The following is a 24195-nucleotide window of genomic DNA, read 5'->3' as shown; positions in this document are numbered from 1 at the left end:
TATGCCTTTTGTTCATGTTAATCCGTAAGAACAGAAGGAGCAGTAAAGGCATGTGCAAGTTGCATTCCGTCCTTCAGTCCTTGTAGATATAGACGTTCGTAAAGAACGGCCTGCTTCAATTGAAGTTTATTCTCCCAATCCTCAAATTCCGGCATACCTGCAACATCCATGGAGTCAAACAACGCCTGAAAAGCCTCGCTCTCTTCTTCAAAAGCTTGTCTAGGCTCCGATTGATATTCTATTTGTGCAGTCACTTCATTCAATCGACCCTGAATCGTTTGTATAAACCATGCCGGAAAACTCACCGCATCTCCCCCAGAACAGAAATTTAAACGCAAACCCTCTGAATATCCGTTCTTCTCTTGATACATCCGATTAATAAGTTCATCCACTCTACGACTCTGAGTCTGAAGTGCCTCATTGGTGCTTAACGGAATTCCTTGCTCCAGTAATTGCTCCCCGAGTTCATTCAGCTTACGCTTCTCCTCCTCGTATTTATGCGTCAGATTGTGCATTGCATCCTCACCTTTCTGGCAAAGCTAAGTCTGTAGACGATGTACAGAGATTTTAGTGCGTTTATCGGTTTATTTTATTTTAATTCGATATTCGCATTAAAACAATACTTGCCTCGCATACAATTTGGTTAATATTGTGAGGTGACACCGAAATGAAGCATCGCAAAGAGCCCCCAGGTGACAAAAACATCATCGGGATCCGAGTAGTAGCAATACGAAAGGCTAAACGAATGAAGCAAAAGGATTTTCTCGCCCGATTGCAAACCTTTGGATTGGACATTAGCCCGACCAGTTTATCAAGATTGGAAGGTCAACATAGGCTTGTACAGGATTATGAGGTAGTCGCTATTGCGAAAGCGCTGGAGGTTTCTGTTGGGGAGTTGTTAGACGAGAACTAAAAGAGCAAGTGATAATTACTATTTACTTAACTATCGCAGCCCAATTCTCCAAACAAATCCCTGATATAGCTGGGCAAACCTGAGGTCCATTCCTGTTGTTTACAAATTACATCTTTTTTTGTACTTCCTTGTTTTCGCTTGAGACATTTCGAGAAATAAACTCATGAGCTGCTAAAGGGCAGACGGGTAGTCCAAATCGCGGACCTTATCGGCAAAGAGGAAAAAGAGTCCTCTCAGTTTCAGGGCATCACTCGTCATACTTTTGTATTGTATAAGAAATAAACAAGTTCGTTGCAATTATTTCAAGATAGAAACACCTCTTACTTCTTGAATATAAGTTATTAAAACAACATAAAAGAAAGCATTGGATAGAAAAACTCAGCGTTTTTCATCCAATGCTTTCTTTTTTAAGTTGTTGAATATCACAGAGTAAATGAGCCATCCTTTCGGAAGGGTTAATCAAGAGCACCAAGAGATAACAACCACATAAAATGTCCCTTTTAGCATAATTTTCATCTGGCTGCTCAAGATATTATTAAATAAATATCAGAAGGAGATGTGGGAATGGAGGTATTTGGAAAGAATATAAGAAACGCTCGTTCCTATCGTGCTCTTTCCCAGAATGAGTTATCGAAAAATGCTGGTATCAGCAGATCTTCTTTATCATTGATTGAAAACAATGAAATTGACATCTATTTGGAAACTGCTAAAAGACTTGCCCAATCATTAAATATTAGTTTACCTCAATTGTTTTCTCGAAATTTCAGTAACGGAAACATAGCAGCATATACTGATGATAATTTTCTTTTAATCTTTTCTGAAAATGCAAAAAGTCTGTTAAAGAAACAAAATAAGCTTCAGATATATCTATATGCGTCTACTACTCTTAGTGCTTCAACAATTAGTGAGATCTTCAATCAAAAAGTAAATCCTAAATTATCATCCCTTAACCAGATTGCAGATGCACTAGGAGCTACTATTAGCGAATTAATTATTAGAAAAGAGGAATGAAAATGATTTTTACACCCTACGATGATGAAATCAAAGTGATAAATAAAATCCACAAATATAACAATAATGAATATGCCTTATTGAGACTCACACCAACAATGATTGAAAAGAATAACATTGATGCAAACGTACTCTTTCGAGATTTGCTCTTTAATAAAAACATAGTTGATTATGAAACTCTACCAAATGGAGCTAAATATGGAGTTATAACAAAAGCTATATTCTTATATGATGATTCGCAACTAGAAACAAAAATGAATTTTTATCGAGTTTCTAATAACCGTGGTGATCGAAGATTTTCAATCTATGGAATTAGTAAACTTCTTTGCGATCGAAAAGTTAATGTAGGTGATTTATTATACCTTACTGTAACAGTTGGTCCCAAATCAGGAGTTGTAATTATCAATGTAACCAATAATATTCCATCAAAATCTCAGTTAAAGAAATTTTTCGGTATAGATGATATTGCTGATTCTGCAAGTAGATTGATTCCTTTAGTAAAAAAAATTGCACAGGCAGGATATCATAAAAATTCTAAAGGCAGTGGTAAAATTTCACCCAAAGATGCCGGTGATACCCTAGAATCATTGTTGGGGATAAAAGCAAATAATAGTCAAGAAGCAGATTTTGAAGGAAAAATTGAATTAAAGACAAAATCCGCCAAAACACTAGATACATTATTCACCCTTCGACCACAATTTGATGGAACAACAATAGCTAAATATGAAATAAAAGATAAAAGTAGAGTTTCAGCGTTTGCTAGATACTATGGGTATGAATCTGATAAACACTTAGGGTATAAAAGCCTTTACATTACAATTGGTTCAAAAGAAACCCCACAAAATGCCCAAGGTTTCTATTTAAATGTCAATGAGGAAGAAAGGAAAATTGAATTGTGGGGAAAGGATCCAAAATCCAATAAATTAGAAATCACAGGGTATTGGAATTTCTCTGATTTGCAGAATGAATTATATAGAAAACATCCTGCAACTCTATGGGTAAACGTTAAGCAGCAAATGATTGGAGCGACTGCTGAGTTTAAATATATCGAGGCAGAATTGTCAAGATCTCCTCAATTTTCAACATTTATCGCTTTGATCAAATCTGGGGGAATTACCTATGACTGGAGAGGTTATATATCACCTGATGGAGCTTACACAGGGAAAAACCATGGAAATGCTTGGCGTATCAAAGGAAAGTATAGATCCTATCTATTTGGCAAAATCGAAAAAATAAACTTATTGGAATAAATAAAAACAAAACAGGGAGCCTAGGCTCTCTGTTTTGTTTTTATGTTTAAATTAGATTGTTCTTCACCCAGTTTAATTGCTTTCATAGCTTCAGTTGCAATTGCCTTTGCTAATAAAGGTGGGACAGCATTACCAACTTGCGTAAATTGAGGAGTTTCTTTTGCTCGCATACTTCCACCAGTAGTCCTTTTCCCTAAAAACTGGAAGCTATCATCAAAAGACTGTAATCTCGCCATTTCTCTAACCGTTAAAATCCTGTTAAAAAATGGATGGATGAAATCATCTGGTAATGTAACCATTGTAGGGGCTACCCCCTTTGAATTGAGCCTTGTTCGAATTCCTTTTTTTGTGAATATCGCATCAGCCATTAAATCATTAATGTTACCCTTGATAAATAAATTATTCAGAGTTTCAGCATCATAAGACCTATTTAATTCGATTTTAACGATATTCCAGAATTCAAGAGCATTCTCTAAAGTGGTGTTAAGTCTACGGCTTAGGGAACTTATGGCTGTGTTGAAATCAATATCAAAAATATGATTGTTTTCAATCATACTAATCAATGATAGTTGTTTATTAGTATGGTTTAACCACAGTTTTGTAATCTTTAATGACTTATGATAATCAAATTTTTTCAAATTCTTTTGAATAATTTCAGCATTTTGTTCGTTATTAACTTGATAAAGTGTTTCATAGAACAATTCCGGAGCTACTTCTAACAGATTTATTCCTTCTTCTCTCAATCTAGTTAACGATCTTTTTCTATTTTCACCTTGTTTGTAAAGTGAAAATCTTTGAATCACAGATTGGTCATGAATAGAAGTTTCCATATTGGTGATGTTTAATCTTTCAACTTGTTTCCTTGTAGTTACATTTGGTGTCCTTCCCAAAACTGATTCTTTAGAGTATTGGGTTGAATAATTAATATCTGTATAAAGATCCCCAAGAGCATCATGAACTGTAAGCATACTTTTCTGAGGTTTAGGATAGGAAATCGGATAAGTTCCATTTCTATAAGCAAGAAAAATTGCTCTATTTCTTTGTTGAGGAACACCATAGTTAGCAGCATTCAAAACCTGCATACCTACGACTTGATATTCAAGACCTTCGAGTTCTTTCCGAAGAATAAACGGAACTAGATTTTGCCCATGATAAATACAACCATCCTTTAAGACACTCGGAAAGTCTAACATCTGCATATCTAAAATACCCTTCACATTTTCCATTACGACATATTTAGGCTTCACATCTTTAATTATTCTCAGATATTCGTGAAATAGCATATTTCTTGGATCACTAGAATCACGTTTTCCTAGACGGCTAAATCCTTGGCAGGGAGGGCCTCCAAACATAACATCAATTTTACCTGGGGAAAAAATGTTTCCATATTTCAGAGAATTTATTTTATTAAAGATAAATTCCGAAGAAAGCTCTCTAATATCAGCTAACTCAAAGTAAGTATCTCTTCCCTGTTTTATGCCAAGCTGTTCATGACGATTCATATAAGTTTCTTGTACCATGGGGCTTTTGTCACTGGAAAAGACAATATCAAACCCTGCTTGTAAAATACCCTCACTGAATCCGCCTGCGCCACAGAAGAGGTCGATTGCATATGGCATGTATTTCCACCTTTCATACTACTTAGTCTTGTTAGTATATCAAAAAAAGAATATCAAGTCCAGGACTATTAAAAGGGAATTAATTACATAAAAGTAAAATGTGCAGTTAAATAAAATTACTATGTGAGTCAATTTCATAAATCATTTTCTCAGTAACCAGACTAATCGAATTGTAAATACGTATTTTTTGGAAATCGAGGCTAAGCAGCAAGTTTATTAACTTTAAGCATTTATTTCAAGCGATTAACGGTTAATCTACTAGCCGTGTAGGCCAGACAAGCCACTTCGAAATCAACCTTCTTAATTCAGAGAACAGTTACTTAAGTCTTATTCTAGGTATCATCCGTTACAGGATAACTATATTGAGCTGTTAGAGGGCTTTTTCATTGCAGCACTGCTTGAAACTATGAATTTCTTACTGGGCCTACCTGACTCGCAAAAATGGCTGCCAGAGCATATTCGTAGATTAGCCAGTAGATGAATTAATTCCCATGTCCACGATGAACCGTACCTTTTCAGCGGGTGTACCCCATTGGGAATGACAATTCACCTGAGCTTGGCACCAGCACAAGAATAAAGACGCTGCGAGGAAATCCCCGAGCGTCTTTCTACCTTCTTTTAAGTCTTCCCCCCATCCCCCTTATATGTAGCGTAAACATCATTGGCATATTGATCTGCCAGAGTAGGATAGCCATAGGAATCCGTAGCTCCCGGATACCAGTTGTCCCCTCCGTTATAGTGCAACAATCCCTTATATATTTTTCCGAATCTGACAATCTTCTCATCGAGAATCAATGCGCCCAGACATACCTGATCCTGTTCACTGCTGTGATTATACGCACGGCCAAATTTGGCGCTGAATTGAGATAGATAGGCATTAACGCAGGGCAGAGAAAGCCCTCCAGTTGTTGCTTCAATTTACTCTAGAAATGTAATCCTCTCCATATACAAAAAGAGGAACGGCTTTCTGGCTCAGGGCTTGCCCCCGCTCCATTCATCCGATCCTCAATCTTTTCAAATCAATGATATAACTCTCCATCGCCCTCAATTGGCCTTATCCCGAAATTACCGCCGAACTTTGGATAGCCAAGCGCCTTTGCAAGTACGCCTTCAGATGAGGGTCCACACAGTAGATATAGCATCCCTTCGTTCCCCGGGTCATTAACGTCCTGTAGGTATTTCGTATAATTTGATCGGCCATTCGGAGCGCCTCGTCCTTATCTTTCTTATACAAGGTCTTGAAGCCAGAAAGAGACTTATCCGTCTTCGCACGTTTGAACGGATCGGTGACGATACGGTTATTCTCGTAACGCATATCTTCGCCAATGATAACTCCGACATAGTCAAATTCAAGGCCCTGTGAGGTATGTATGCAGCCCACCTGTTCTATGGATTCAGGGTCGATTGCCCAGGTGGTTGTGTTGTTCAGATTCCAGCTCATGAAGAATTGGTACTGATCTAATTGAATATCATGAACGCCAGGATTGTTCTTTCCATCCGTCTTCCAATCCCAGCAGTATCCGGCAAGCATTCTTGCCTTATTATTTATCTGATTTTTGCTGAAGATTTCGTCCCGTAATTCATTCGGGTCATCATAGAGTCGAATTTCATAGTCGAAATCGAACCCATCTGCGTTTGCCGTTTCACGGATATCCAGTACATCATCGAGCCATGCCAAATATCCATCGGAGCCATTGCACCTGAATTGAGAAGCCAATGTCAACTCCGTGATATCAGCATCCATTTGTTCGGCATACTTTCTAATCTGCTCTTTGCTGCCAACATCGTGCATCGCGATTTTCTGATATTCATCGATAAAAAATACAGAAAACCGGGCAGCCCGGATAATCTCCATGGTTTGATTAATGCCTTTATTTTTGAACAGACCCGACTTTTCATTTAAGCGATGCGCCTCGTCAACAATCAAGCAACCGAATTCATCGGGCAATGCTTCATAGTAAACGCCTGATCCCTTAAACAAGTTATCTATGACCGATTTTTTCACGTTTTGCTGTAGCTTTTTCATGTATACGGCACGAGGCGCACTATTCTTGGTTACATATTGGCAGACTAGCTCCCGTGCCGTAAGCTCTACCAAAAGATTAATTCCGAGAACTGACTTACCTGTCCCTGGTCCGCCTTCGACAATCAGGACCTGTTTCTTTCCCGACTGAGCCTGCAGCGCCAATCTTAACGCTTCCTCATATACTACCTTCTGATCGTCTATCATGATGAATTCTTGATTTCCCTGCAGCATGCTGACGAGTGAATCCTGCAGCGATTTAGAGGGTTTAATTTTGCCATGTTCAATGAGGTACAGCGATTTGCTTCTATCCGTTTTTTTGATGTAGGTTGAGATAAACCCTCTTAACTTTAGAACATCCCCCTTTGAGAAGATAGGAGCTTCCTCAATGTATTGATTGTAGACAGGATGCAATAGAGGGTCGTTATCGATCCGTATATAGTTATGTAAATAAGCACAAGGATAGAGCTGGACAGCTTCGTTCTGCACGGTCTCATTATAATCCCTAATCAACCTGGCATAAGACCATGCCTGATAAGAAGGATGTTGAGTTTTAGTCTTTGTCCCGTTAAAGCGGGTTTTAACAAGGCCATCTGCATCCTCAACCGTTTCAACTTTTGACCACTGCTTAAGCTCGACGATGACGACGGAGTATTGATCCTGTTCGTTCAAGCCTGTAATCATGAAGTCGACTCTTCTCGAGGTCGCTGGAATTTTGTATTCAATCGCGATTCCTACGTCATCTGGAATGGTTGATGTGTTTAATACTTTATATAGATAGTTCATGGAATTGTTCCATGCATTGATTTCACCCGGAGAAACCCTGCCGACTTTTTGGACGTACTGGTTATGAATCTTTACCGCAATGCTGTCTTCGGTTACATCATTCATAAATTGCTGCTTGGTCGATTCATAAATAATCATGGTGATTCTCCCCTATCCGTTCACTGCCGCGTACTTTTTTGCGAACTTCCCTTGAAACGGGATACCGGATATTTCTCCGCATTTTTGTTTATTTTCTGAAGGATGGCATCCTTTACGTCGATATTTAAATCATGAACGAGCGTTAGCGTGTAGATGAGAATGTCAGCGATTTCGTCCTGCATGTCGGAAAAATTTTGCTCTATGGCTTGCTGACTGTTCTTCCATTGGAAGAGTTCCAGCAGTTCGCTCGACTCCAACGAGATGGAGAGAGCCAGATCTTTGGGATCATGGAATTGCTTCCAGTCCCTTTCGTCGCGGAATTGGATGATTTTCTCGATTAGTTCGTCCATATGTAGCACCTCATCATGTTGATCTAGTTCAATCTTTAATACTTGCATTGCACAATAATGATAGCCCAATCCTCAATGTAAATCCACGAAATTCCTACAAGTTAAACAGAAAAAGATTCCTGTTATCAGAAGGCCCTTATTAAATCACACAGCTAATTATGGCTTTGCCCCCTACAACCCACCACGCCGCAGCTCATAAAACCACCGCACAACCGGATGCTTCAACTCCATCTTCTCCGCCATGCTCAAGATCCGCTTCTTCCCAACCCTTCTATCGACCAAAGCCAGTATATTCAATACCATATCGCTGCTCTCCAAGCTCTCCTCTATAGGAGTAGTCAGAAACTTATTCGCCACAACGATAAAATTTGATTTACTTAATGCAGCCTGTGCTGACATTAGCTCTTTTGCATGTTCTGTACTTTTTCTGCTTCTAGCCATTACGATTAGGCGATCCTCAGGCACTGGCCCCTTGGTAGCTTGTCTGACCGCTTCAATGTCGTCACTAGTGATAGGAATCTGGATATCCGGATCATTCTTAATTTCCAGCTCTGTTTGATACCATCTGATCGCGTTCGTTTTATCACTCATATTGAGTACGTTCTTTTTATCTACGGAGATATAACAAATTCCTGATTTATCAGGCAGATAACGGTAACCTGGTGCGCGGTATTCTACCCTTCCATTTAACGCAGGACAGAGAAAGCCCTCCAGTTGTTGCTTCAATTTGCTCCAGGACATGTGATCCCCTCCATATAAAAACAGAGGAAAGGCTTGCTGGCTCCGGGTTTGTCCCTTCCCCATCATCCGATCCTCAATCATTTCGCTTCAATTTTCTATTTAAGCCAAACGCCCGTGCACAGCTTCATTTCTCTCGGAATGGCAATTCCGAGCCTGAATAACATTCAAGCGTATACAGCAATTTCATCACCCAACAAACGGACTCTCAGGCAACCCTAGCGCTATACGTAAAAGGTTCGCATCGTTTATTTGAAGTTACAATCCTTTCACATAAATCCATCTTCAGGTTCACCAACGTCAAAATCTAATACCTTTGTTGCTTCTGATTTAAACCTTGTTATCCAGGAATCCCAATCGCTCTGATTCATCTGGGCATAAAATGACAATCCGCCCGGCTCAACGGATGCTTCAATAAAAACATCATCCTCTTCCTGCCCGAACCAATATGGAATCCCGTCTTTATACCCCATCCAACCGGGCATAGACTTATATATAGCAGCAACTTTACTCCATACTTCATCAGGTAGATGATACCATATATTGAGATTACAATGATGAGAGTTTATGTTATTCATTTACTGGGCACCACTTCTCTTATTGCTGCCTATAATTGTAGGTCAGCGAATCAGTAAGTCGAGTTTGGCAACGATATCTGACAGTATGATCTGTGGTACTTTACAGATGAACACTGCCTGTCGGGATTGCCAATCTAGACTCTTTACTTGATCGGCAAGGATAACCCCTTCGATGGGCAGATCCTGCGGAATGACTACTTCAAACGGGTAGCCCTTTTGTTTAGAAGTTACCAGACAGAGCAAGGAAAGTCCGACCTTACCATTATAGGAAGCAGGAGACACGACCAAGGCCGGACGTTTGCCTGCCTGTTCATGCCCCGCTTGCGGGTTGAACTGCAACCATACCAAGTCGCCTCGATCCGGCACATACCCGCCCGTTACCATACTTCCCGTCCTTGTTGTTCGCCTGTAGAGACCTCATTATGGAGATTTTCCGGGGTGACCTGGGAAAGGATTTCGTCCAGTGTAGCCGACTTCGGCTTGATGATAAGATGTCCATCTTCCACATCAAGATCGACTTCGGAGCCTTCCTCAATACCGACCTTTAGGGCAAGGGATTTCGGAATGCGAATGCCCAAGCTGTTACCCCATTTTCGAACCTGAAACATAGACCCGCCTCCCAGAATGTATAAACAAAGTGTAAACAAAGTGATTTTAGAAGTCAAATCCTTGTGGAGAATATATATAAAAAACAGAGGAAAGGCTTGTTGGCTCCGGGCTCATCCCCTTCCCCATTCATCCGATCCTCACTCGTTGAGCGTCTATTCTATTTTCTACTCGGATTTCTACAAGCTTGGCAGCTTAATCCCCACTTTCCTCAGCCCCATCAGGCTCCTTGCTTCCAAATTCATCGAGCAGCGCACGCACTTCACTTGTCGACTTAGTGTTCATTAAGTTATTTCTTAATTCACTGGCCCCGCGAAATCCGCGGACATATATTTTAAAGAATCGTTGAAGAGGGCTGAATTTACGTGGTTCCTGTACGGAGTATTTATCATAGAGATCCAGATGCAGCCGCAGCAGATCAAGCAATTCCTCACTACTGTGTTCCTTCGGCTCCTGCTCAAAAGCAAACGGATTCTGAAAAATACCGCGCCCAATCATAATACCATCCACACCGTACTCTTCAGCGAGCTTAAGACCAGTCTGACGGTCAGGGATATCCCCGTTAATGGTCAGCAGTGTATCTGGTGCCACCTCATCACGAAGCTTTTTAATCTCCGGAATCAGCTCCCAGTGAGCATCTACTTTACTCATTTCCTCTCTTGTACGCAGATGAATGGACAGATTCACAATGTCTTGCTGCAAAATATGGGTCAACCAGCCGCGCCATTCGTCTAAGTCACTGAAACCGAGTCTTGTTTTCACACTGACAGGCAGTCCCCCGGCTTTGGCGGCTTGGATGATTTCGGCTGCGGTTTCCGGACGGCAGATCAGGCCGCTTCCCTTCCCGTTCTCAGCTACATTCGCTACAGGACATCCCATATTAATATCGATGCCTTTGAAGCCTTCTTTCGCCATACCGATGCTCATTTGACGGAAGTATTCCGGCTTATCTCCCCAGATATGAGCTACAATGGGCTGTTCATCCTCTGTAAAAGTCAATCGCCCGCGCACAGCATGATTCCCCTCCGGGTGACAATAACTCTCTGTATTCGCAAACTCCGTAAAAAACACATCCGGTCTGGCTGCTTCACTTACGACATGGCGAAAAACAACATCCGTCACATCTTCCATGGGCGCCAGTATGAAAAAGGGGCGTGGTAAATCACGCCAGAAATTATTTATCATCTCAAAAACCTCTCTATAGATACCAGGACAAATCCTTATCCCGTAGTGGTAAAACTAACCTGTATATGCCTTTACTTCTTCTTCACTTACAGCATGTTAAATCAAAGTATATCATAACCCCGGGAAAGGCATACATATCCCAAAAAATTCAAAAAAGAGGGGCGGGGTGAATTTTCGAGTAAACACCCGCTTCTTTATAAAATCCTTAAAAATGGCTGTTACCATAGCAGTAACAAATCAAAAGTGTACAAACTGGAATTTAAAATGGAGGAATTTAAGATGTATGAGTACATAATAAAAACCAATAATGTTTCTAAAAAATTCAAAAAGACATATGCAATAAAAGATTTATCTATGTCTGTAAGAAAAAATTCTGTCTACGGTTTATTAGGACCTAATGGTGCTGGCAAATCAACATTATTGAAGATGATTACAGGAATTATCAGACCGACTTCAGGTGAAATATTATTCAACAATCTCCCTTGGACTCGAAAAGATTTATTGAATATTGGTTCATTAATCGAATCACCTCCACTGTATGAGAATTTAACGGCATTTGAGAATTTAAAAGTGCGAGCGACTCTTATGGGGATTTCAACAAATAAATGTAATGAAGTTTTACAAAAAATGGACTTAATGGATACTAAAAATAAAAAGACCTCTGATTTTTCATTGGGAATGAAACAGAGATTGGGTATAGCATTAGCGCTGCTAAATAACCCCAAATTATTAGTCTTGGATGAACCTACAAACGGGTTAGACCCTTTTGGTATTGAAGAATTAAGGGAAATGATTCGAACATTTGCGGAGTCTGGGATTTCTGTAATTATATCAAGTCATATTTTAAGCGAGGTCCAACAAGTTGCCGATGACATAGGGATCATATACAATGGTTCGCTCCTGTATCAAGATAAAATTGATGCAAATGAAAATCTGGAACAACTATTTATGGATATCGTCAGAAAGGAGCGTGAATCCTGATGTTACGAACATATTTAAAAGCAGAAAACATGAAATTCAGACGCTCCCTATTTAGAAATCTTATTATCTTTATTCCAGTAGCTTTAATTTTAATATCAATGATATTTATATTTATTGGTATTGGTTTAGGTGGTTTTTCAAGCTCTATAGTTTGCAATTGGTGTATGCCTATTGCGTCTTTGTCCATTATGCTTTTATGTCATTTAGTGAATAATAAGGATCAAAAACACAAATACCGGACTCTTTATAGTTTGCCCGTCGACTTGAAGAAGACATTTATTTCTAAAACAATTTTGATAGCACTTAATCTTTTGATAATATCATTATTGCTATCGTTTATCACTGTTATCTCTGAGTGCATATTGTCAGGTGTTTCAGTTGCAATTGGTCATAGCGGATATTATCTTTTAGGATACTGCTTATTGTGGCTCTCTTTATTATGGCAGATCCCTTTCTGTTTATTTTTGGATCAAAAAGCCGGATTTGTTGGTTCTGTGATCATAAATTTGTTTGCCAGTGCGACAGGTGGTTTATTTTTTTCTTTGACTCCTTTGTTTTGGTTCTTCCCATATAGCTGGGCTGCGAGGTTTATGGTTACAATATTTGGAGTTTTGCCAAACGGATTATTAGTCGAAGCAGATTCAAGATACATTTTAAATTTAGGAGAAAGCTCATTGCTGGTATTGATATCCTTGCTTGCTGTGCTGGTTCTTTCAGCATTGTTTTCGCGCTGGTACGGAAGGCAGGTGTATCGCAAATGACGATTATAAGAGAGTTCCTTTCCAACTTTACCAAAATCAAACGAACTCCACTTATTTTATTGCATTTGTTACTGCCTATCGTGATTACAGCATTATTTTTAGTTTATTACGCTTATGCCGGATACCATATTATTCCTGATGTGAGGTTGTTTTTCGTTATATTACAAATCTGTTATCCTATTTTTGTTAGTATCGTTGTGCCAATTTTCATTCATTTAGATAGGAATATAAACAATATTCAAAATGCTCTAGGTTTAGTGGAGTCCCGAAGAAGCGTATACCTGGGGAAATTGTTCTTTCTACTGTTTCTTTCAGCCATAAGTATAATAATATATGAACTTTGTTTCTATATTGGAGTCGATTTTTTTCTGGATATCACCATAACACACTTTGGTTCATATCTTGTCATATTTTATATATTTTTGTTCAGCAACTTATTTTTATATATATTACACGTTCCGGTTGCTTTTCGGTTTGGTTCAAGTATTTCTGTTCTGTTAGGGATATCTGGTACAATTTTAGCAGGTTACTTTGAAAATGCGATCGGTGATAAAATCTGGCCGATCATTCCTTGGGAATGGGGTGTTCGGTTTTTGGATAATTATTTTGACTTTTCAAGTGCACCTATTTTTCCTGGAATTATTTCTCTGATCATGATTACTTCGATTGTTCTGGTCTTATCAATCCTATGGTTTAGCAGATGGGAGGGTAAAGTCATACAAGAATAAAACGAGGAGGATAGACTATGCCGAAACTGTTGGTGGTCGATGATGACCTTGATATGCTGGCCCTGGTGCGCGCCGCCCTGGAAAAGGACGGCCACCAGGTAGACACCGAAGCCGATTCCGCTGCCGTGCAGCCCGCCCGGTGCCAGCTGTACGATCTTCTGCTGCTTGATGTGATGATGCCTGGCGAGGATGGCTTCTCCCTTTGCAGCCGTATCCGTGCCGAGGTGGATTGTCCCATCCTGTTCTTAACCGCCAAGGCGGAAGATGCGGCCCTTGTACGGGGCTTTGGCCTGGGCGCCGATGATTACATTAAAAAGCCATTCAGTATTGCGGAGCTGCGCGCACGGGTAAACGCCCATCTGCGGCTCAGGGTGCGCCAGACCCGCACCCTGAGCCGAGGCGGTGTGCTCTTTGATATGCAGGCAAAGGTGGCCATCGCGGGCGAACACACACTGCCCTTTACCAAGGGCGAATACGCCATCTGTGAGCACCTGGCCCTGCGCGCCGGACAGGTGTTTACCAAAGAACAATTATACGAAGCGGTTTTCGGCCTTGATGCCGAGGGTGATTCGTCGGCCATTGCGGAGCACATCAAAAATATCCGCGCCAAGCTGAAGGCGGGTGGCCTCAGCCCCATAGAAACCGTTTGGGGGGTAGGCTACAAATGGCGAAAAGACATCGTTCTGTAAGCCTTTCCTTTGTGCTTTTGCGCTTTGCCATAGTTATGCTTGGCTGTATGCTGTTATGCTGCCTGGCATGGTACGTCGTCATGGTGCGGTTTCAAAAGACCGGCATTACTTACCAGGGAGCCGTCTCCAACCAACAGGTGGAGCAAATGCTGGCAGGAGAGCCAAAAACCTTCGTTTCTCCTGGTGACGATTTTCTGGCCGAGTACGCATTGTTTGGCCGGAACGGCGAAGTGTTGAAAAGCAACGTAGAGGGAAAGAGGCTGGAAGGCCTGGCCGGGTTTTTACAGGGGGACGCCTACAGCATAAATGTTTCGCGATACACCTACACGAATGGAAGCACCGTAATCTTTCGCTGGCATTACAGGGCAGAGTTTGTCAACCCTGCGCTGCGCGGCATGCTGCCCCCCGCAGAATACCTGGGGATGGCCACACTTGGTGTAGCGTTAGTGCTTTGTCTGCTGTTTAACACCCTGTGGCTCCGCCGGCACCTCGCCGCCAAGCTGAAGCTGTTCAGCGAGGTGAGCGAGAAGGTAGGCGCGCAGGAACTGGATTTCGCAATTCCCCACGCGGGCATACGGGAGTACGACCAGGCGCTCGGTGCTATGGAGCATATGCGGGAGGCATTGTACAGCTCCCTGTCCTCCCAATGGGCGGCACAGCAAGAACGCGAGGCGGAAATAGCAGCACTCGCGCATGATTTAAAAACCCCGCTCACCCTGGTGGGAGGCAACGCCGAACTTCTGCTGGATGAAGAACTGCCTGAGAGCAGCCGCAAAATGGTGGAAACAATTGGGGCAAGCAACGACCGGGCCAAGCAGTATGTTGCCAGTCTGCTGGAAACCTCCGCCGGTGCGGATGAGGCATTTGAAAACACCAGCCTGCCCGCCATGTTTGACGAGCTTTGCCAGAGCACAATGGCCATTGCAGAAGCCAAGAGGGTTTGCCTGCAAACCCAAAACGGCCTGGAGGGTGCTGCGAGCATTCAGAAAGACCATTTACTTCGCGCCCTCGGTAATGTGGTGCAGAATGCCATCGAGCATACACCGGCGGGTGGAAAGGTGTGTTTGGAAGGCAGCATGATAGATGGCGGCTGGCAAGTCACTGTGTGTGATGAAGGCCCCGGCTTTAGCAAGGCGGCGTTACACCATGCAACAGAGCGCCTATGGCGTGGTGATGCAGCGCGTGGCGCCGATGGACACAATGGCCTTGGCCTTTGGTTTGCAGCACAAGTAGCAAAAACGCACGCAGGACAACTAGAGCTGCGCAACTGCAATTCTGGTGGGGTGGTTACAATCAAGTTCCCAGGGACTATTCGGAACACTTGAAAATATGAGAAGTTAGATTTAAGGTCTGCTTTTCGCATAGTGTTGAGGAAGGTGATGCGGGACCCGATGTAAAAGGCGTAGCGTCCGGCCAGCTTCATTGCTCTGTAATACATATCGCCAAGCTCACTACTCAGATCAAGCAGTATGAGCGGTTGGTCCACCGCTCCCCGTTTTAGCCCGAACCCTCTGCTCCCGAATGGATTGGCAATCCACACACAAAAAGATATGGTCGACCTTTCCGTTATTGACACAGCCTACTCCTCGTCCATAATGCCCTCCAATCGGCTGACGGTAGCCTTTATGATGATCTGCCATGAGCAGGGTTTGAACGACATTTCCTGTTTCAGCGCACGTTTTTGCCTGAGCCAGCGGTCGGGATTACCCCAGCCCCCCAGACCTGCACACCGTCTATATTTTTATAAGCCATACCACGCTCTTTTTCACGCTCCCGGATTGCTTTTATACCTCTACTTGTATATTTCCGTCAAAAGAAATTTAATAAAGTAAAGGATGGTGAACATAAATGAAACGGATATTTTTGGTTGAGGACGATAAGGCAATCGCCAGAAACCTTATACTTTTGCTCCGCTCGGAGGGATTTACAGTCATCCACGCCCCTTCGCGGAGTGAAGCCCTTGCCGCACTTGCCGGGAATAAATTTGACTTGGCGTTGATTGATATTTCTTTGCCTGACGGAAATGGCTTCACGGTTTGCACGGAAATCAAAGAAACAGGGGATGTTCCCGTTATCTTTCTGACGGCTTCCGGCGATGAGGCGAGTGTTGTTACCGGGCTGAACATGGGCGCGGACGACTATATCACCAAGCCCTTTCGTCCGCGTGAATTGATTGCGCGAATTGGAACCGCCCTGCGAAAAAGCGGGCGTTCCGGGGCGGATTTTGAAATTTGCGGGCTTCATGTCGATACGGCAAGCGGCGTTGTGAAAAAAAACGGCAACGAGGTTTTTCTTTCAGCATTAGAATACCGCTTGTTGCTGGTGTTTATTAGCAACCCAAAAAGTATTATCACGAGGGGCAAGCTACTTGACGAATTGTGGGACGCGGCGGGCGAGTTTGTCAATGACAATACACTTACCGTGTACATCAAACGCTTGCGGGAGAAGATAGAGAACGACCCGGCCAGCCCGCAAATCATTCTGACCGTCCGCGGGACAGGATATAGATTGGGGGACGGGTATGCTTCGGAATAGAGAGTTTCGGCAGCTTGTCATTTGGTTCTCCTTAATAGCTGCCGCGACGGTGACGCTGGGATTTGCAATCAATACAGCGGCTGGAATCCTTGCCATTGCTTCTGCCGCCGCCTTTGGCACAGCGTTTTTCGTGTTTACCAAAGCCCGATATACAAGCATTGCGCAGATTTCAGATCAGATCGATCTTGTGCTTCATAACGCTGACCATCTGTATATTGGTGAATCGGACGAGGGCGAACTTTCCATTCTGCACAGCGAGATAACAAAAATGACGCTGCGTATTCGGGAGCAAAACGACGCACTGAAAAAAGAAAAAGAACATCTTGCCGATTCGCTGGCCGACATAGCCCACCAACTCCGCACCCCTCTCACATCCGTGAACCTTATTCTGTCATTGTTAGAGAATAGCCCTGACGAAAATGACCGGAAAGCATTTGTGCGGGAAACAGAGAAATTGCTTGTACAGATGGATTGGCTGCTTACTTCCCTGTTGAAATTATCCCGCCTGGACGCGGGCATTGTGGTGTTCCAAAGCGGGCAGACCGATGTAAACGCTCTTGTATGTGCCGCGCTTCGCCCGTTCCTTATCCCAATGGAGCTGCACGATATTGATTTGCAAATAGATGTACCGAAAGGGATGATTATTCAGGGCGATTCAGGTTGGCTTTCGGAAGCCATTCAAAACATCCTCAAAAATTGCATAGAAAGCGCAGGCGAGAACGGGAAGATTGAGATTGTATGTAAGGACAACCCCTTGTTTACCGAGATTGCCATCCACGACAGCGGCCCGGGCTTTGACAAAGAAGATTTACCCTGCCTGTTTGACAGGTTCTATCGCGGGAAAAACCCAAACGCTACAGGCTACGGGATTGGACTTTCTCTCTGCAGGATGATTATAACCCGTCAAGGAGGGACGATTACCGCAAAAAACCACCCCCAGGGCGGCGCGAACTTTGCCATTCGTTTCCCAAAGTGACGAATCTCTCACCTGAAAGTCACAGTGATGTAAGTTGAAGCTGCTACTATATGGGTAAACCATGAGATAGGAGACTTACATAATGGAGTTTTTAAAAATCGAAAATTTATGCAAGGTCTACGGCAAGGGCGAAAACCAAGTTACTGCGCTTGACCATGTTTCACTTACCATTGAAAAGAGGGAGTTTACCGCAATTATCGGCTCCTCCGGCTCCGGCAAATCCACATTGCTTCACATCATCGGCGGCGTGGATGTGCCGACAGGCGGAAAGGTGTATTTGGACGGGCAGGATGTATATGCCAAAAACAATGAAAAACTCGCCATCTTCCGCAGGCGGCAGGTCGGACTGATTTACCAGTTTCACAACCTCATTCCCACCCTGAATGTGGTGGAAAACATCACCTTGCCTATCCTGATGGACAAGCGCAAGGTCAACGAGGAACGGCTGAATGACCTACTCGAAATGCTTGGGCTAAAAGACCGCAAAACGCATTTACCCAATCAGCTTTCGGGCGGTCAGCAACAGCGTGTTTCCATAGGACGCGCTTTGATGAACGCCCCGGCGGTCATGCTTGCTGACGAACCCACGGGCAGTCTGGACAGCCGAAATGGACATGAAATCATCAAACTGCTGAAAGAAAGCAATAAAAAATATGGACAGACCCTGCTCCTCGTCACCCATGACGAAAATATCGCCCTGCAAGCAGACCGCATTATCGGCATATCAGACGGCAAAGTAACGCGGGATGAGAGAATGGTGCGGCCATGAATATTTTTAACAAAGTCACCCTGCAAAGCATGAAAAAAAGCCGGACCCGAACGATTGTCACGATTATCGGAGTTGTTCTGTCCGCTGCTATGATCACGGGCGTACTCACCTTTGGCATTTCCCTGCTGAACTATATGACAAACGGCGCGGCCCAGAAATACGGCGATTGGCACGTTGAGTTCTTGGACGTTGATTCTTCTTTCGTACAGGAACGAACCCACGACAAGGGGGTCGCTAACACCGCTGCATTTGAAAATATCGGCTACGCAGCACTTAAGGACGGGCAAAGCCCCAACAAGCCGTATCTTTTTATAGCCGGATTTAGCAAGAGAACCTTTGATACCTTGCCCATCAACCTGATGTCCGGCAGGCTGCCTGAAAACAGCGGAGAGATTCTTGTTCCGATGAGCGTCGAAGTAAAGGGCGGCGTTAAATTTGCGGTGGGTGACAAGCTTTCACTTGGTGTTGGAAGCCGCATGAATGGCGACAAGAAACTCGGTCAACACACCCCTTACATTTCGGGGCAAGAAACTCTTGTGCCAAAAGCCAAGAGAACTTACACGGTTGTCGGTATCTACCAAAAAGCCTACTTTGAGGAATCTTCCGCGCCGGGCTATACCTTGATAACGAAAGCAGATGCTGGAGATAAAGCGGACAGTTTCAGCCTATTTGTCACGCTTAAAAACCCGCGTGGTGTTCACGCTTACTCAAGCAGCACAGCCGGAAGCCAAGCTTACGTCTTTAACGATAATGTGTTGCGCTTCATGGGTCTTTCAGACGATAATATTTTCAACACGCTTCTGTACGCGGTTGGCGGCATTGTGGTCGCCATCATCATGATCGGCTCGATTTTTCTGATTTATAACGCATTCACCATCTCGCTGAACGAACGCACACATCAATTCGGGATTCTCTCGTCGGTGGGAGCCACAGCAAAGCAGCTGCGAAATTCGGTGCTGTTTGAGGGGCTTTGTATCGGTGCGGCCGGTATACCCATTGGCGTTATCGTTGGCATAGGCAGCATCGGGCTTGTGATTTCCGTTGTAGCCAAGAATTTTGAAAGCATTATCTACAGCAACGTCCCTTTTACCTTAACGGTGTCCATCCCCGCCATTGTCGTTGCGGCGGCGGTCAGCATGGTTACGATTCTGATTTCGGCCTATATCCCGGCCAGGAAGGCCGCAAACACTCCCGTAATGGAGAGTATTCGCCAGTCAAACGAGGTCAAAGTTGAATCCAAAGCCGTGAAAACATCAAAACAGGCTCAGCGTATTTACGGTTTGGAGGGAACCCTTGCCCTAAAGAATTTTAAAAGAAACAAGAAACGCTATCGCAGCATTGTGCTATCACTTGTTCTAAGCGTAGTACTGTTTATATCGGCCAGTGCTTTTGTAACGGATCTGAAGCAGGCGTCAGAGCGGGCAGTAGTGGCTACTGACATTGACATCAGTTTGGCCACGCAGGACATGGACGATAGAGAAATCTTGTCGCTTTACGACAAACTAAAAACCGCCGACGGGGTTTACGAAAGCTCTTATCAAGCGCTCATGAAGTATTCAGGCGTTGCCAAAGCAAGCGATCTTTCAGACGCTTACTGGGAGGACGCGGGTTCACATTCGCCAGATGAAACGGTTAATCTGCCAATGGAAGTTCAGTTTCTTGATGACAGCGCCTATCTGAACATTATCAAAGGCTTGGGCTTGCCCGAAGAGGAATATACCGGGCAAAATGCGAAAATCATCGCCGTTGCCAAACTGACAAACCACATGAAAGCCAATCGGGAGCATGAGCTTGACGAGTTTATAGATATGTTCAAGAGTTCTTCCATGAATTTTACCATCGCTCCCGAAACCAATGGCAAGCCGAAGATGGAACAGGGGCGAAACGTAAGTATTAAGTTTGTCAATACCGTGCCGCCTGATGGCCCCCCGATCCCAGGAAACTCCGGGTCGAAGAATCCGTTCATTTTTAAGGTGATGGCCCCCTATTCGCTCAAAGAGAAGTTTGAAACCTCCGATACCCATCTGGCTATTAAGGGCTTGACCTTTCGGTCAAAGCATCCCACACAGTCGATGGCTGAAATGAAAACGATGATTCAGGATGTGGGGATTACATCCAGTTACACCCTGATCAATTTCTCTGAAATGCTTGATCAGAACCGCAATATGATATTCATTGCCAACGTGTTCGCTTATACTTTTATCATTATGATTTCGCTGATTGCGGTTGCCAATGTGTTCAACACGATTTCCACGAATATCAAGCTGCGCCGGCGGGAGCTTGCCATGCTCCGCTCTGTGGGGATGTCTGAACGCGGTTTCCAGAAGATGATGAATTTCGAGTGTGCCTTTTATGGCATGAGGGCGCTAATCTTCGGGCTTCCCATAGGCGCAATCTCTTCTTGGCTGATTTACAAAGGGATGGGCGGCGGGGCGGACAATATCGATTTTGTGTTCCCGTGGGGCAGTATCGGAATCAGCGTGTTCAGTGTGTTCTTTGTGGTGTTCATTACAATGCTGTATGCCATTAGCAAGATCAAAAAGGAAAATATTATTGATGCGCTTCGGGATGATATGACTTGATAGAAAACAGATGTTAAAGTAAAAAGGCTGTTCAAAAAGTAGTGCAAGCCTACTTTGAACTGCACCCCGTCAAATAGACAGCGTAAATAATAAAAGATCCTTAAGCGGCCTTAGTCCTGAATTCATTGGGACTGAGGCCGTTTAGTTTTGCCTGTAACCGTTCGTAATTGTAAAAATGTATGTAATTATCAATGTCTTTTTGGAGCTAGACGGGTATGACAAGCCTTAACATCGGCTCAGAAGCAATAATTTGTTCATCAGGCACTGGGTGGGGGATACTACAAAGGACGACTATCAATAGCCGCCCCAACTAAACTTATGGACAAAAAAAGAAGCGGGATTTCTCCCGCTGCGTTGCTGTATACGCCAATACATCTCAACTATTCGTCTTTCCTGACCAACAGTGAACAGCACTCCACATGTGACGAGTAGACAGGGAGTACAGGCTTTTAATACTAATGGAATGGCATTTACCCACAACTTCTAGGCGCCCTAATACGGCGTCTTTTCTTTTGCGCGGGAGAATACACGAAACGCTATACTGCCAAATTCGGCGTCTGACGGCAAAAAATATATCACGTAATATCTCTATCTTGTTTTTGACGTCACTGTTGATATATTCTCTTGAGAAAATTCATACCACGTTACATCCCTTTTAGCTTCTTCTTCTTTAACAAAAGCATTATATGAATCTATAGTAACTAGTTTATTATTGATGTAGTATGCTATGGCGAATGTGGTGGATGATTCATCAGTAGCACTTGATTCATGATAAGCTAAATCGTCAATTTCACAGAAATTGGTTTGGAATCTTAATTTTCCATATCCGTTGTAAGTTAACCCGCCGCTTAACCATCTAAATGTCCCGTCAGTTTTAAGAAAACGTATCTGGTCGTTTCCAAAAAAGTAGCCATAGACTTCACCGTTCATATAATGCAGGACTTCAACAAAATTTGGATTCTCATCTACTGTTAATCCAAGAACAACTTCAGGTATTCTGTCACCATCCATATCAAGCACGGCAAAGTGATTTATTTTAATTTTAGATGTAGTTCCATAAATCTCGTTATTAGTTAAAAAATCATTCAAATATACCTTTTTCTTAGTTTCTGTGCTGTAAAATTCAATCTTATTTTGCAATACTATCTTATATGCTTCCATTGCTAAACTCTTATTGTTCTCAGGTTTACTTTCAGAAGGAGTAATATGTGCAGAAGAAGTAATTGTTGGAACACTGGTGTCAGAAATTTTATTACTACTTGAGCTACTGTCATTATTCAGGTTTGAGCTGCTTTTATTGGTGGAACACGCAGTTATTGAAATACTTAACAGAAACATAAGAAGCACACACTTAATTTGTGATTTCATTTAATCTCTCCTCAACTATTCGCTTCTAGAATGTTCAAGTCTTCTTTTCCGAAATGTTAAGTAACAAGTATATTCTTCCGAAAGGTTATTTCAGTATAGCGGGAAATGGGCAATATTGGAACCTGACATTTCGGGAAAAGAAAAGACGCCGATCAACTGGAACGTATCAAGCTTGGTGCGGGGTGCACTTCAAACCCGACAGGCGTAATGGGGCGTATATTTGCGGCGGTTACGTTAAGCATACGTCCGCTTTCTGTTCGTCCCACATTATCGAACAGCAGAAGCTTGGTGAAAGGATTAAGATTCACTATAACCTTTCCAATCCTTACGCTACCAACTAAGGTACAGTCTATTCGGCTGCTATCCTTTGTTTTAAGTCTTACTGTAACCTCCACATGGGATGAGTGCTGACGGTAGAATAAACTATGATGTGGCTGTTTTCACCTTTTTAACAAGAAGGAGGTAGTCAAAAACAAATATAATTAACCATTACATTTTTTCCAAAAAATAGATGTGCTATTGTAATTTTATACAATGATAACGAGGAGAGATCTGCGATTGGATAAAAACTTAAGTATAGCAAAGAAAGCATTAAGTAACTACTCCATAACATGTAAATCGATTGATTTCATTGCACAAAGCGGAAATACGATCTACAAAATCACTGACCTGGATAACAACAGTTATAGCCTCCGATTGCATATATCCAAAGGTGACGCTCTTGAAAGTTTTTGGAGTAAGCAGGAAGTGCTCCACTCCGAAATGGTCTGGCTTCACGCCTTAGCCTTAGATACAGATTTAACCCTGCCTTCACCTTACAAGAATACCCGCGGAGAATTCATTACGACCGTAAACAATACAAACTGCACTTTACTACAATGGGTGGAAGGTGAGCAGAAACCTTTTATCCTTACAATAGATGACGCTAAATATATAGGTGAAATGACCGGTAAATTACATAGGCAAGCCTCTAACTGGCAAATCCCAAGTTTATTTGAACGTCCTGCCTTTGATAGTTCCCGTATATTACAATCACTGGGCAAGCTTAAGGAGCGGGCTAATGCAGGTCTGCTTAATACAAGTGATACCGAACTTCTTCAGATTGCAGGTGGGCAGGTAATTACAATGATGAACTCTATTGAGAGAACGTCCGGTAATTGGGGAATGATTCATGCCGATTTGATTCCAAGTAATATTGTGTTTCATGAAAAAGAGGCGCGGCCCATCGATTTTGGCGCTTGCGGGTTTGGTTACTATTTGGTTGATCTGGGCTGGACGTTCTCATATATACATCCTTCATTCAGAGAACAGTTACTGAAATCATATTCTAAGTATCATTCATTACCGGATAACTATATTGAGCTATTGGAAGGTTTTTTCGTTGCAGCACAGCTTGAGACCATGAATTTCTGGCTGGGTCTGCCCGACTCGCAGGAGTGGTTACCAGACCATATCAGTAAATTAGCCAGTAGAGAAATTAATGCCTATGTAAACAATGAATCGTTTCTCTTCACAGGTGTTCCGTATTGGGAATAACAATTTATACCGTCATAAGCAAGAGAAGAAAGGTATATCCTTAAAGGCGTATCCTCGTATAACATTCTCTTTA

General features: G+C 42.8%; 23 protein-coding genes and 2 pseudogenes. 13 read left to right on the top strand and 12 right to left on the bottom strand.

Annotation, left to right across the window (positions count from 1 at the left end):
* Nucleotides 1-17: 17 nt before the first annotated feature.
* A complete protein-coding gene (locus tag NST99_RS03485; protein ID WP_341089743.1) occupies nt 18-515 on the bottom strand; it encodes a hypothetical protein in 498 nt (165 codons plus the stop codon).
* Nucleotides 516-667: 152 nt separating this feature from the next.
* On the opposite strand from NST99_RS03485, the gene NST99_RS03480 reads away from it, so the two are divergent.
* From NST99_RS03480 to NST99_RS03470, 3 genes are all read left to right on the top strand, one after another.
* Nucleotides 668-913, top strand: a complete 246-nt coding sequence (locus tag NST99_RS03480; protein ID WP_341089741.1) for a helix-turn-helix domain-containing protein — start codon at nt 668-670, stop codon at nt 911-913.
* A 564-nt stretch (nt 914-1477) separates the two neighbouring features.
* Entirely contained in the window at nt 1478-1924 is a 447-nt protein-coding gene (locus NST99_RS03475; RefSeq protein WP_341089740.1) for a helix-turn-helix domain-containing protein, read from the top strand.
* A gap of 2 nt (nt 1925-1926) precedes the next feature.
* On the top strand, nt 1927-3174 hold the full coding sequence (locus tag NST99_RS03470) for an MvaI/BcnI family restriction endonuclease (RefSeq protein WP_341089739.1): 1248 nt from the start codon (nt 1927-1929) through the stop codon (nt 3172-3174).
* Between the two features lie 20 nt (nt 3175-3194).
* Here NST99_RS03470 and NST99_RS03465 read toward each other — a convergent pair whose 3' ends face one another.
* The 8 genes from NST99_RS03465 to NST99_RS03430 form a co-directional block, all read right to left on the bottom strand.
* A complete protein-coding gene (locus NST99_RS03465) occupies nt 3195-4793 on the bottom strand; it encodes a DNA cytosine methyltransferase (protein WP_341089737.1) in 1599 nt (532 codons plus the stop codon).
* Between the two features lie 1054 nt (nt 4794-5847).
* Nucleotides 5848-7740, bottom strand: a complete 1893-nt coding sequence (locus tag NST99_RS03460; RefSeq protein WP_341089735.1) for a DUF2075 domain-containing protein — start codon at nt 7738-7740, stop codon at nt 5848-5850.
* 20 nt (nt 7741-7760) lie between these two features.
* Nucleotides 7761-8090 carry a MazG-like family protein gene (locus NST99_RS03455; RefSeq protein WP_341089734.1) on the bottom strand — a complete coding sequence of 110 codons (330 nt, stop codon included), beginning with the start codon at nt 8088-8090 and terminating at the stop codon, nt 7761-7763.
* 171 nt (nt 8091-8261) lie between these two features.
* Nucleotides 8262-8831 (bottom strand): SF0329 family protein, encoded by a 570-nt coding sequence (locus NST99_RS03450; RefSeq protein ID WP_341089733.1) that lies wholly within the window; start codon nt 8829-8831, stop codon nt 8262-8264.
* Nucleotides 8832-9097: 266 nt separating this feature from the next.
* Complete coding sequence (locus tag NST99_RS03445) at nt 9098-9406, bottom strand: hypothetical protein (RefSeq protein WP_341089732.1); 309 nt, start codon at nt 9404-9406, stop codon at nt 9098-9100.
* A gap of 42 nt (nt 9407-9448) precedes the next feature.
* Nucleotides 9449-9790 carry an endoribonuclease MazF gene (gene mazF, locus NST99_RS03440; protein WP_341089731.1) on the bottom strand — a complete coding sequence of 114 codons (342 nt, stop codon included), beginning with the start codon at nt 9788-9790 and terminating at the stop codon, nt 9449-9451.
* A complete protein-coding gene (locus NST99_RS03435) occupies nt 9784-10014 on the bottom strand; it encodes an AbrB/MazE/SpoVT family DNA-binding domain-containing protein (RefSeq protein WP_038585771.1) in 231 nt (76 codons plus the stop codon). The genes mazF and NST99_RS03435 overlap by 7 nt, the downstream gene beginning before the upstream one ends.
* 193 nt (nt 10015-10207) lie before the next feature.
* Nucleotides 10208-11197, bottom strand: a complete 990-nt coding sequence (locus tag NST99_RS03430) for a tRNA dihydrouridine synthase (protein ID WP_341089729.1) — start codon at nt 11195-11197, stop codon at nt 10208-10210.
* A gap of 279 nt (nt 11198-11476) precedes the next feature.
* On the opposite strand from NST99_RS03430, the gene NST99_RS03425 reads away from it, so the two are divergent.
* The 5 genes from NST99_RS03425 to NST99_RS03405 are packed head-to-tail and all read left to right on the top strand — an operon-like array spanning nt 11477 to nt 15681.
* Nucleotides 11477-12178: a lantibiotic protection ABC transporter ATP-binding protein gene (locus tag NST99_RS03425; protein WP_341089728.1), complete on the top strand. Its 702-nt coding sequence runs from the start codon at nt 11477-11479 to the stop codon at nt 12176-12178.
* A complete protein-coding gene (locus NST99_RS03420) occupies nt 12178-12939 on the top strand; it encodes a lantibiotic immunity ABC transporter MutE/EpiE family permease subunit (RefSeq protein WP_341089726.1) in 762 nt (253 codons plus the stop codon). Before NST99_RS03425 ends, NST99_RS03420 begins: the two co-directional genes overlap by 1 nt.
* Nucleotides 12936-13667, top strand: a complete 732-nt coding sequence (locus NST99_RS03415) for a lantibiotic immunity ABC transporter MutG family permease subunit (protein WP_341089725.1) — start codon at nt 12936-12938, stop codon at nt 13665-13667. The genes NST99_RS03420 and NST99_RS03415 overlap by 4 nt, the downstream gene beginning before the upstream one ends.
* A gap of 17 nt (nt 13668-13684) precedes the next feature.
* Nucleotides 13685-14356 carry a response regulator transcription factor gene (locus NST99_RS03410; RefSeq protein WP_341089723.1) on the top strand — a complete coding sequence of 224 codons (672 nt, stop codon included), beginning with the start codon at nt 13685-13687 and terminating at the stop codon, nt 14354-14356.
* Nucleotides 14332-15681, top strand: coding sequence for an ATP-binding protein (locus NST99_RS03405; RefSeq protein WP_341089722.1), 1350 nt, complete (start codon nt 14332-14334; stop codon nt 15679-15681). Before NST99_RS03410 ends, NST99_RS03405 begins: the two co-directional genes overlap by 25 nt.
* 71 nt (nt 15682-15752) lie before the next feature.
* Here the strand turns inward: NST99_RS03405 and NST99_RS03400 are convergent.
* A pseudogene (locus tag NST99_RS03400) lies at nt 15753-16108 on the bottom strand (hypothetical protein); the annotation flags it as partial.
* A 96-nt stretch (nt 16109-16204) separates the two neighbouring features.
* Here NST99_RS03400 and NST99_RS03395 point away from each other — a divergent pair.
* The 4 genes from NST99_RS03395 (at nt 16205) to NST99_RS03380 (ending at nt 21218) form a co-directional block, all read left to right on the top strand.
* Nucleotides 16205-16891 carry a response regulator transcription factor gene (locus NST99_RS03395; RefSeq protein ID WP_341089721.1) on the top strand — a complete coding sequence of 229 codons (687 nt, stop codon included), beginning with the start codon at nt 16205-16207 and terminating at the stop codon, nt 16889-16891.
* Nucleotides 16878-17867 carry a sensor histidine kinase gene (locus tag NST99_RS03390; RefSeq protein WP_341089720.1) on the top strand — a complete coding sequence of 330 codons (990 nt, stop codon included), beginning with the start codon at nt 16878-16880 and terminating at the stop codon, nt 17865-17867. Before NST99_RS03395 ends, NST99_RS03390 begins: the two co-directional genes overlap by 14 nt.
* Before the next feature lie 82 nt (nt 17868-17949).
* Complete coding sequence (locus NST99_RS03385; RefSeq protein WP_341089719.1) at nt 17950-18636, top strand: ABC transporter ATP-binding protein; 687 nt, start codon at nt 17950-17952, stop codon at nt 18634-18636.
* 89 nt (nt 18637-18725) lie between these two features.
* Nucleotides 18726-21218 (top strand): ABC transporter permease, encoded by a 2493-nt coding sequence (locus tag NST99_RS03380; RefSeq protein WP_341089717.1) that lies wholly within the window; start codon nt 18726-18728, stop codon nt 21216-21218.
* Nucleotides 21219-21318: 100 nt separating this feature from the next.
* Here NST99_RS03380 and NST99_RS03375 read toward each other — a convergent pair.
* Nucleotides 21319-21423 (bottom strand): annotated as a pseudogene (locus tag NST99_RS03375) (IS3 family transposase); the annotation flags it as partial.
* Nucleotides 21424-21806: 383 nt separating this feature from the next.
* Complete coding sequence (locus NST99_RS03370) at nt 21807-22586, bottom strand: hypothetical protein (protein ID WP_341089716.1); 780 nt, start codon at nt 22584-22586, stop codon at nt 21807-21809.
* 558 nt (nt 22587-23144) lie between these two features.
* Here NST99_RS03370 and NST99_RS03365 point away from each other — a divergent pair.
* Nucleotides 23145-24122: a phosphotransferase enzyme family protein gene (locus tag NST99_RS03365; RefSeq protein WP_341089715.1), complete on the top strand. Its 978-nt coding sequence runs from the start codon at nt 23145-23147 to the stop codon at nt 24120-24122.
* The last annotated feature ends 73 nt before the right edge of the window (nt 24123-24195 follow it).

The organism is Paenibacillus sp. FSL L8-0470 (genome assembly GCF_038008625.1).
Lineage (GTDB): Bacteria > Bacillota > Bacilli > Paenibacillales > Paenibacillaceae > Paenibacillus_AQ.
Note: the sequence above shows the minus strand (reverse complement) of the source record. Positions and strands in the feature narration are given on the sequence as shown.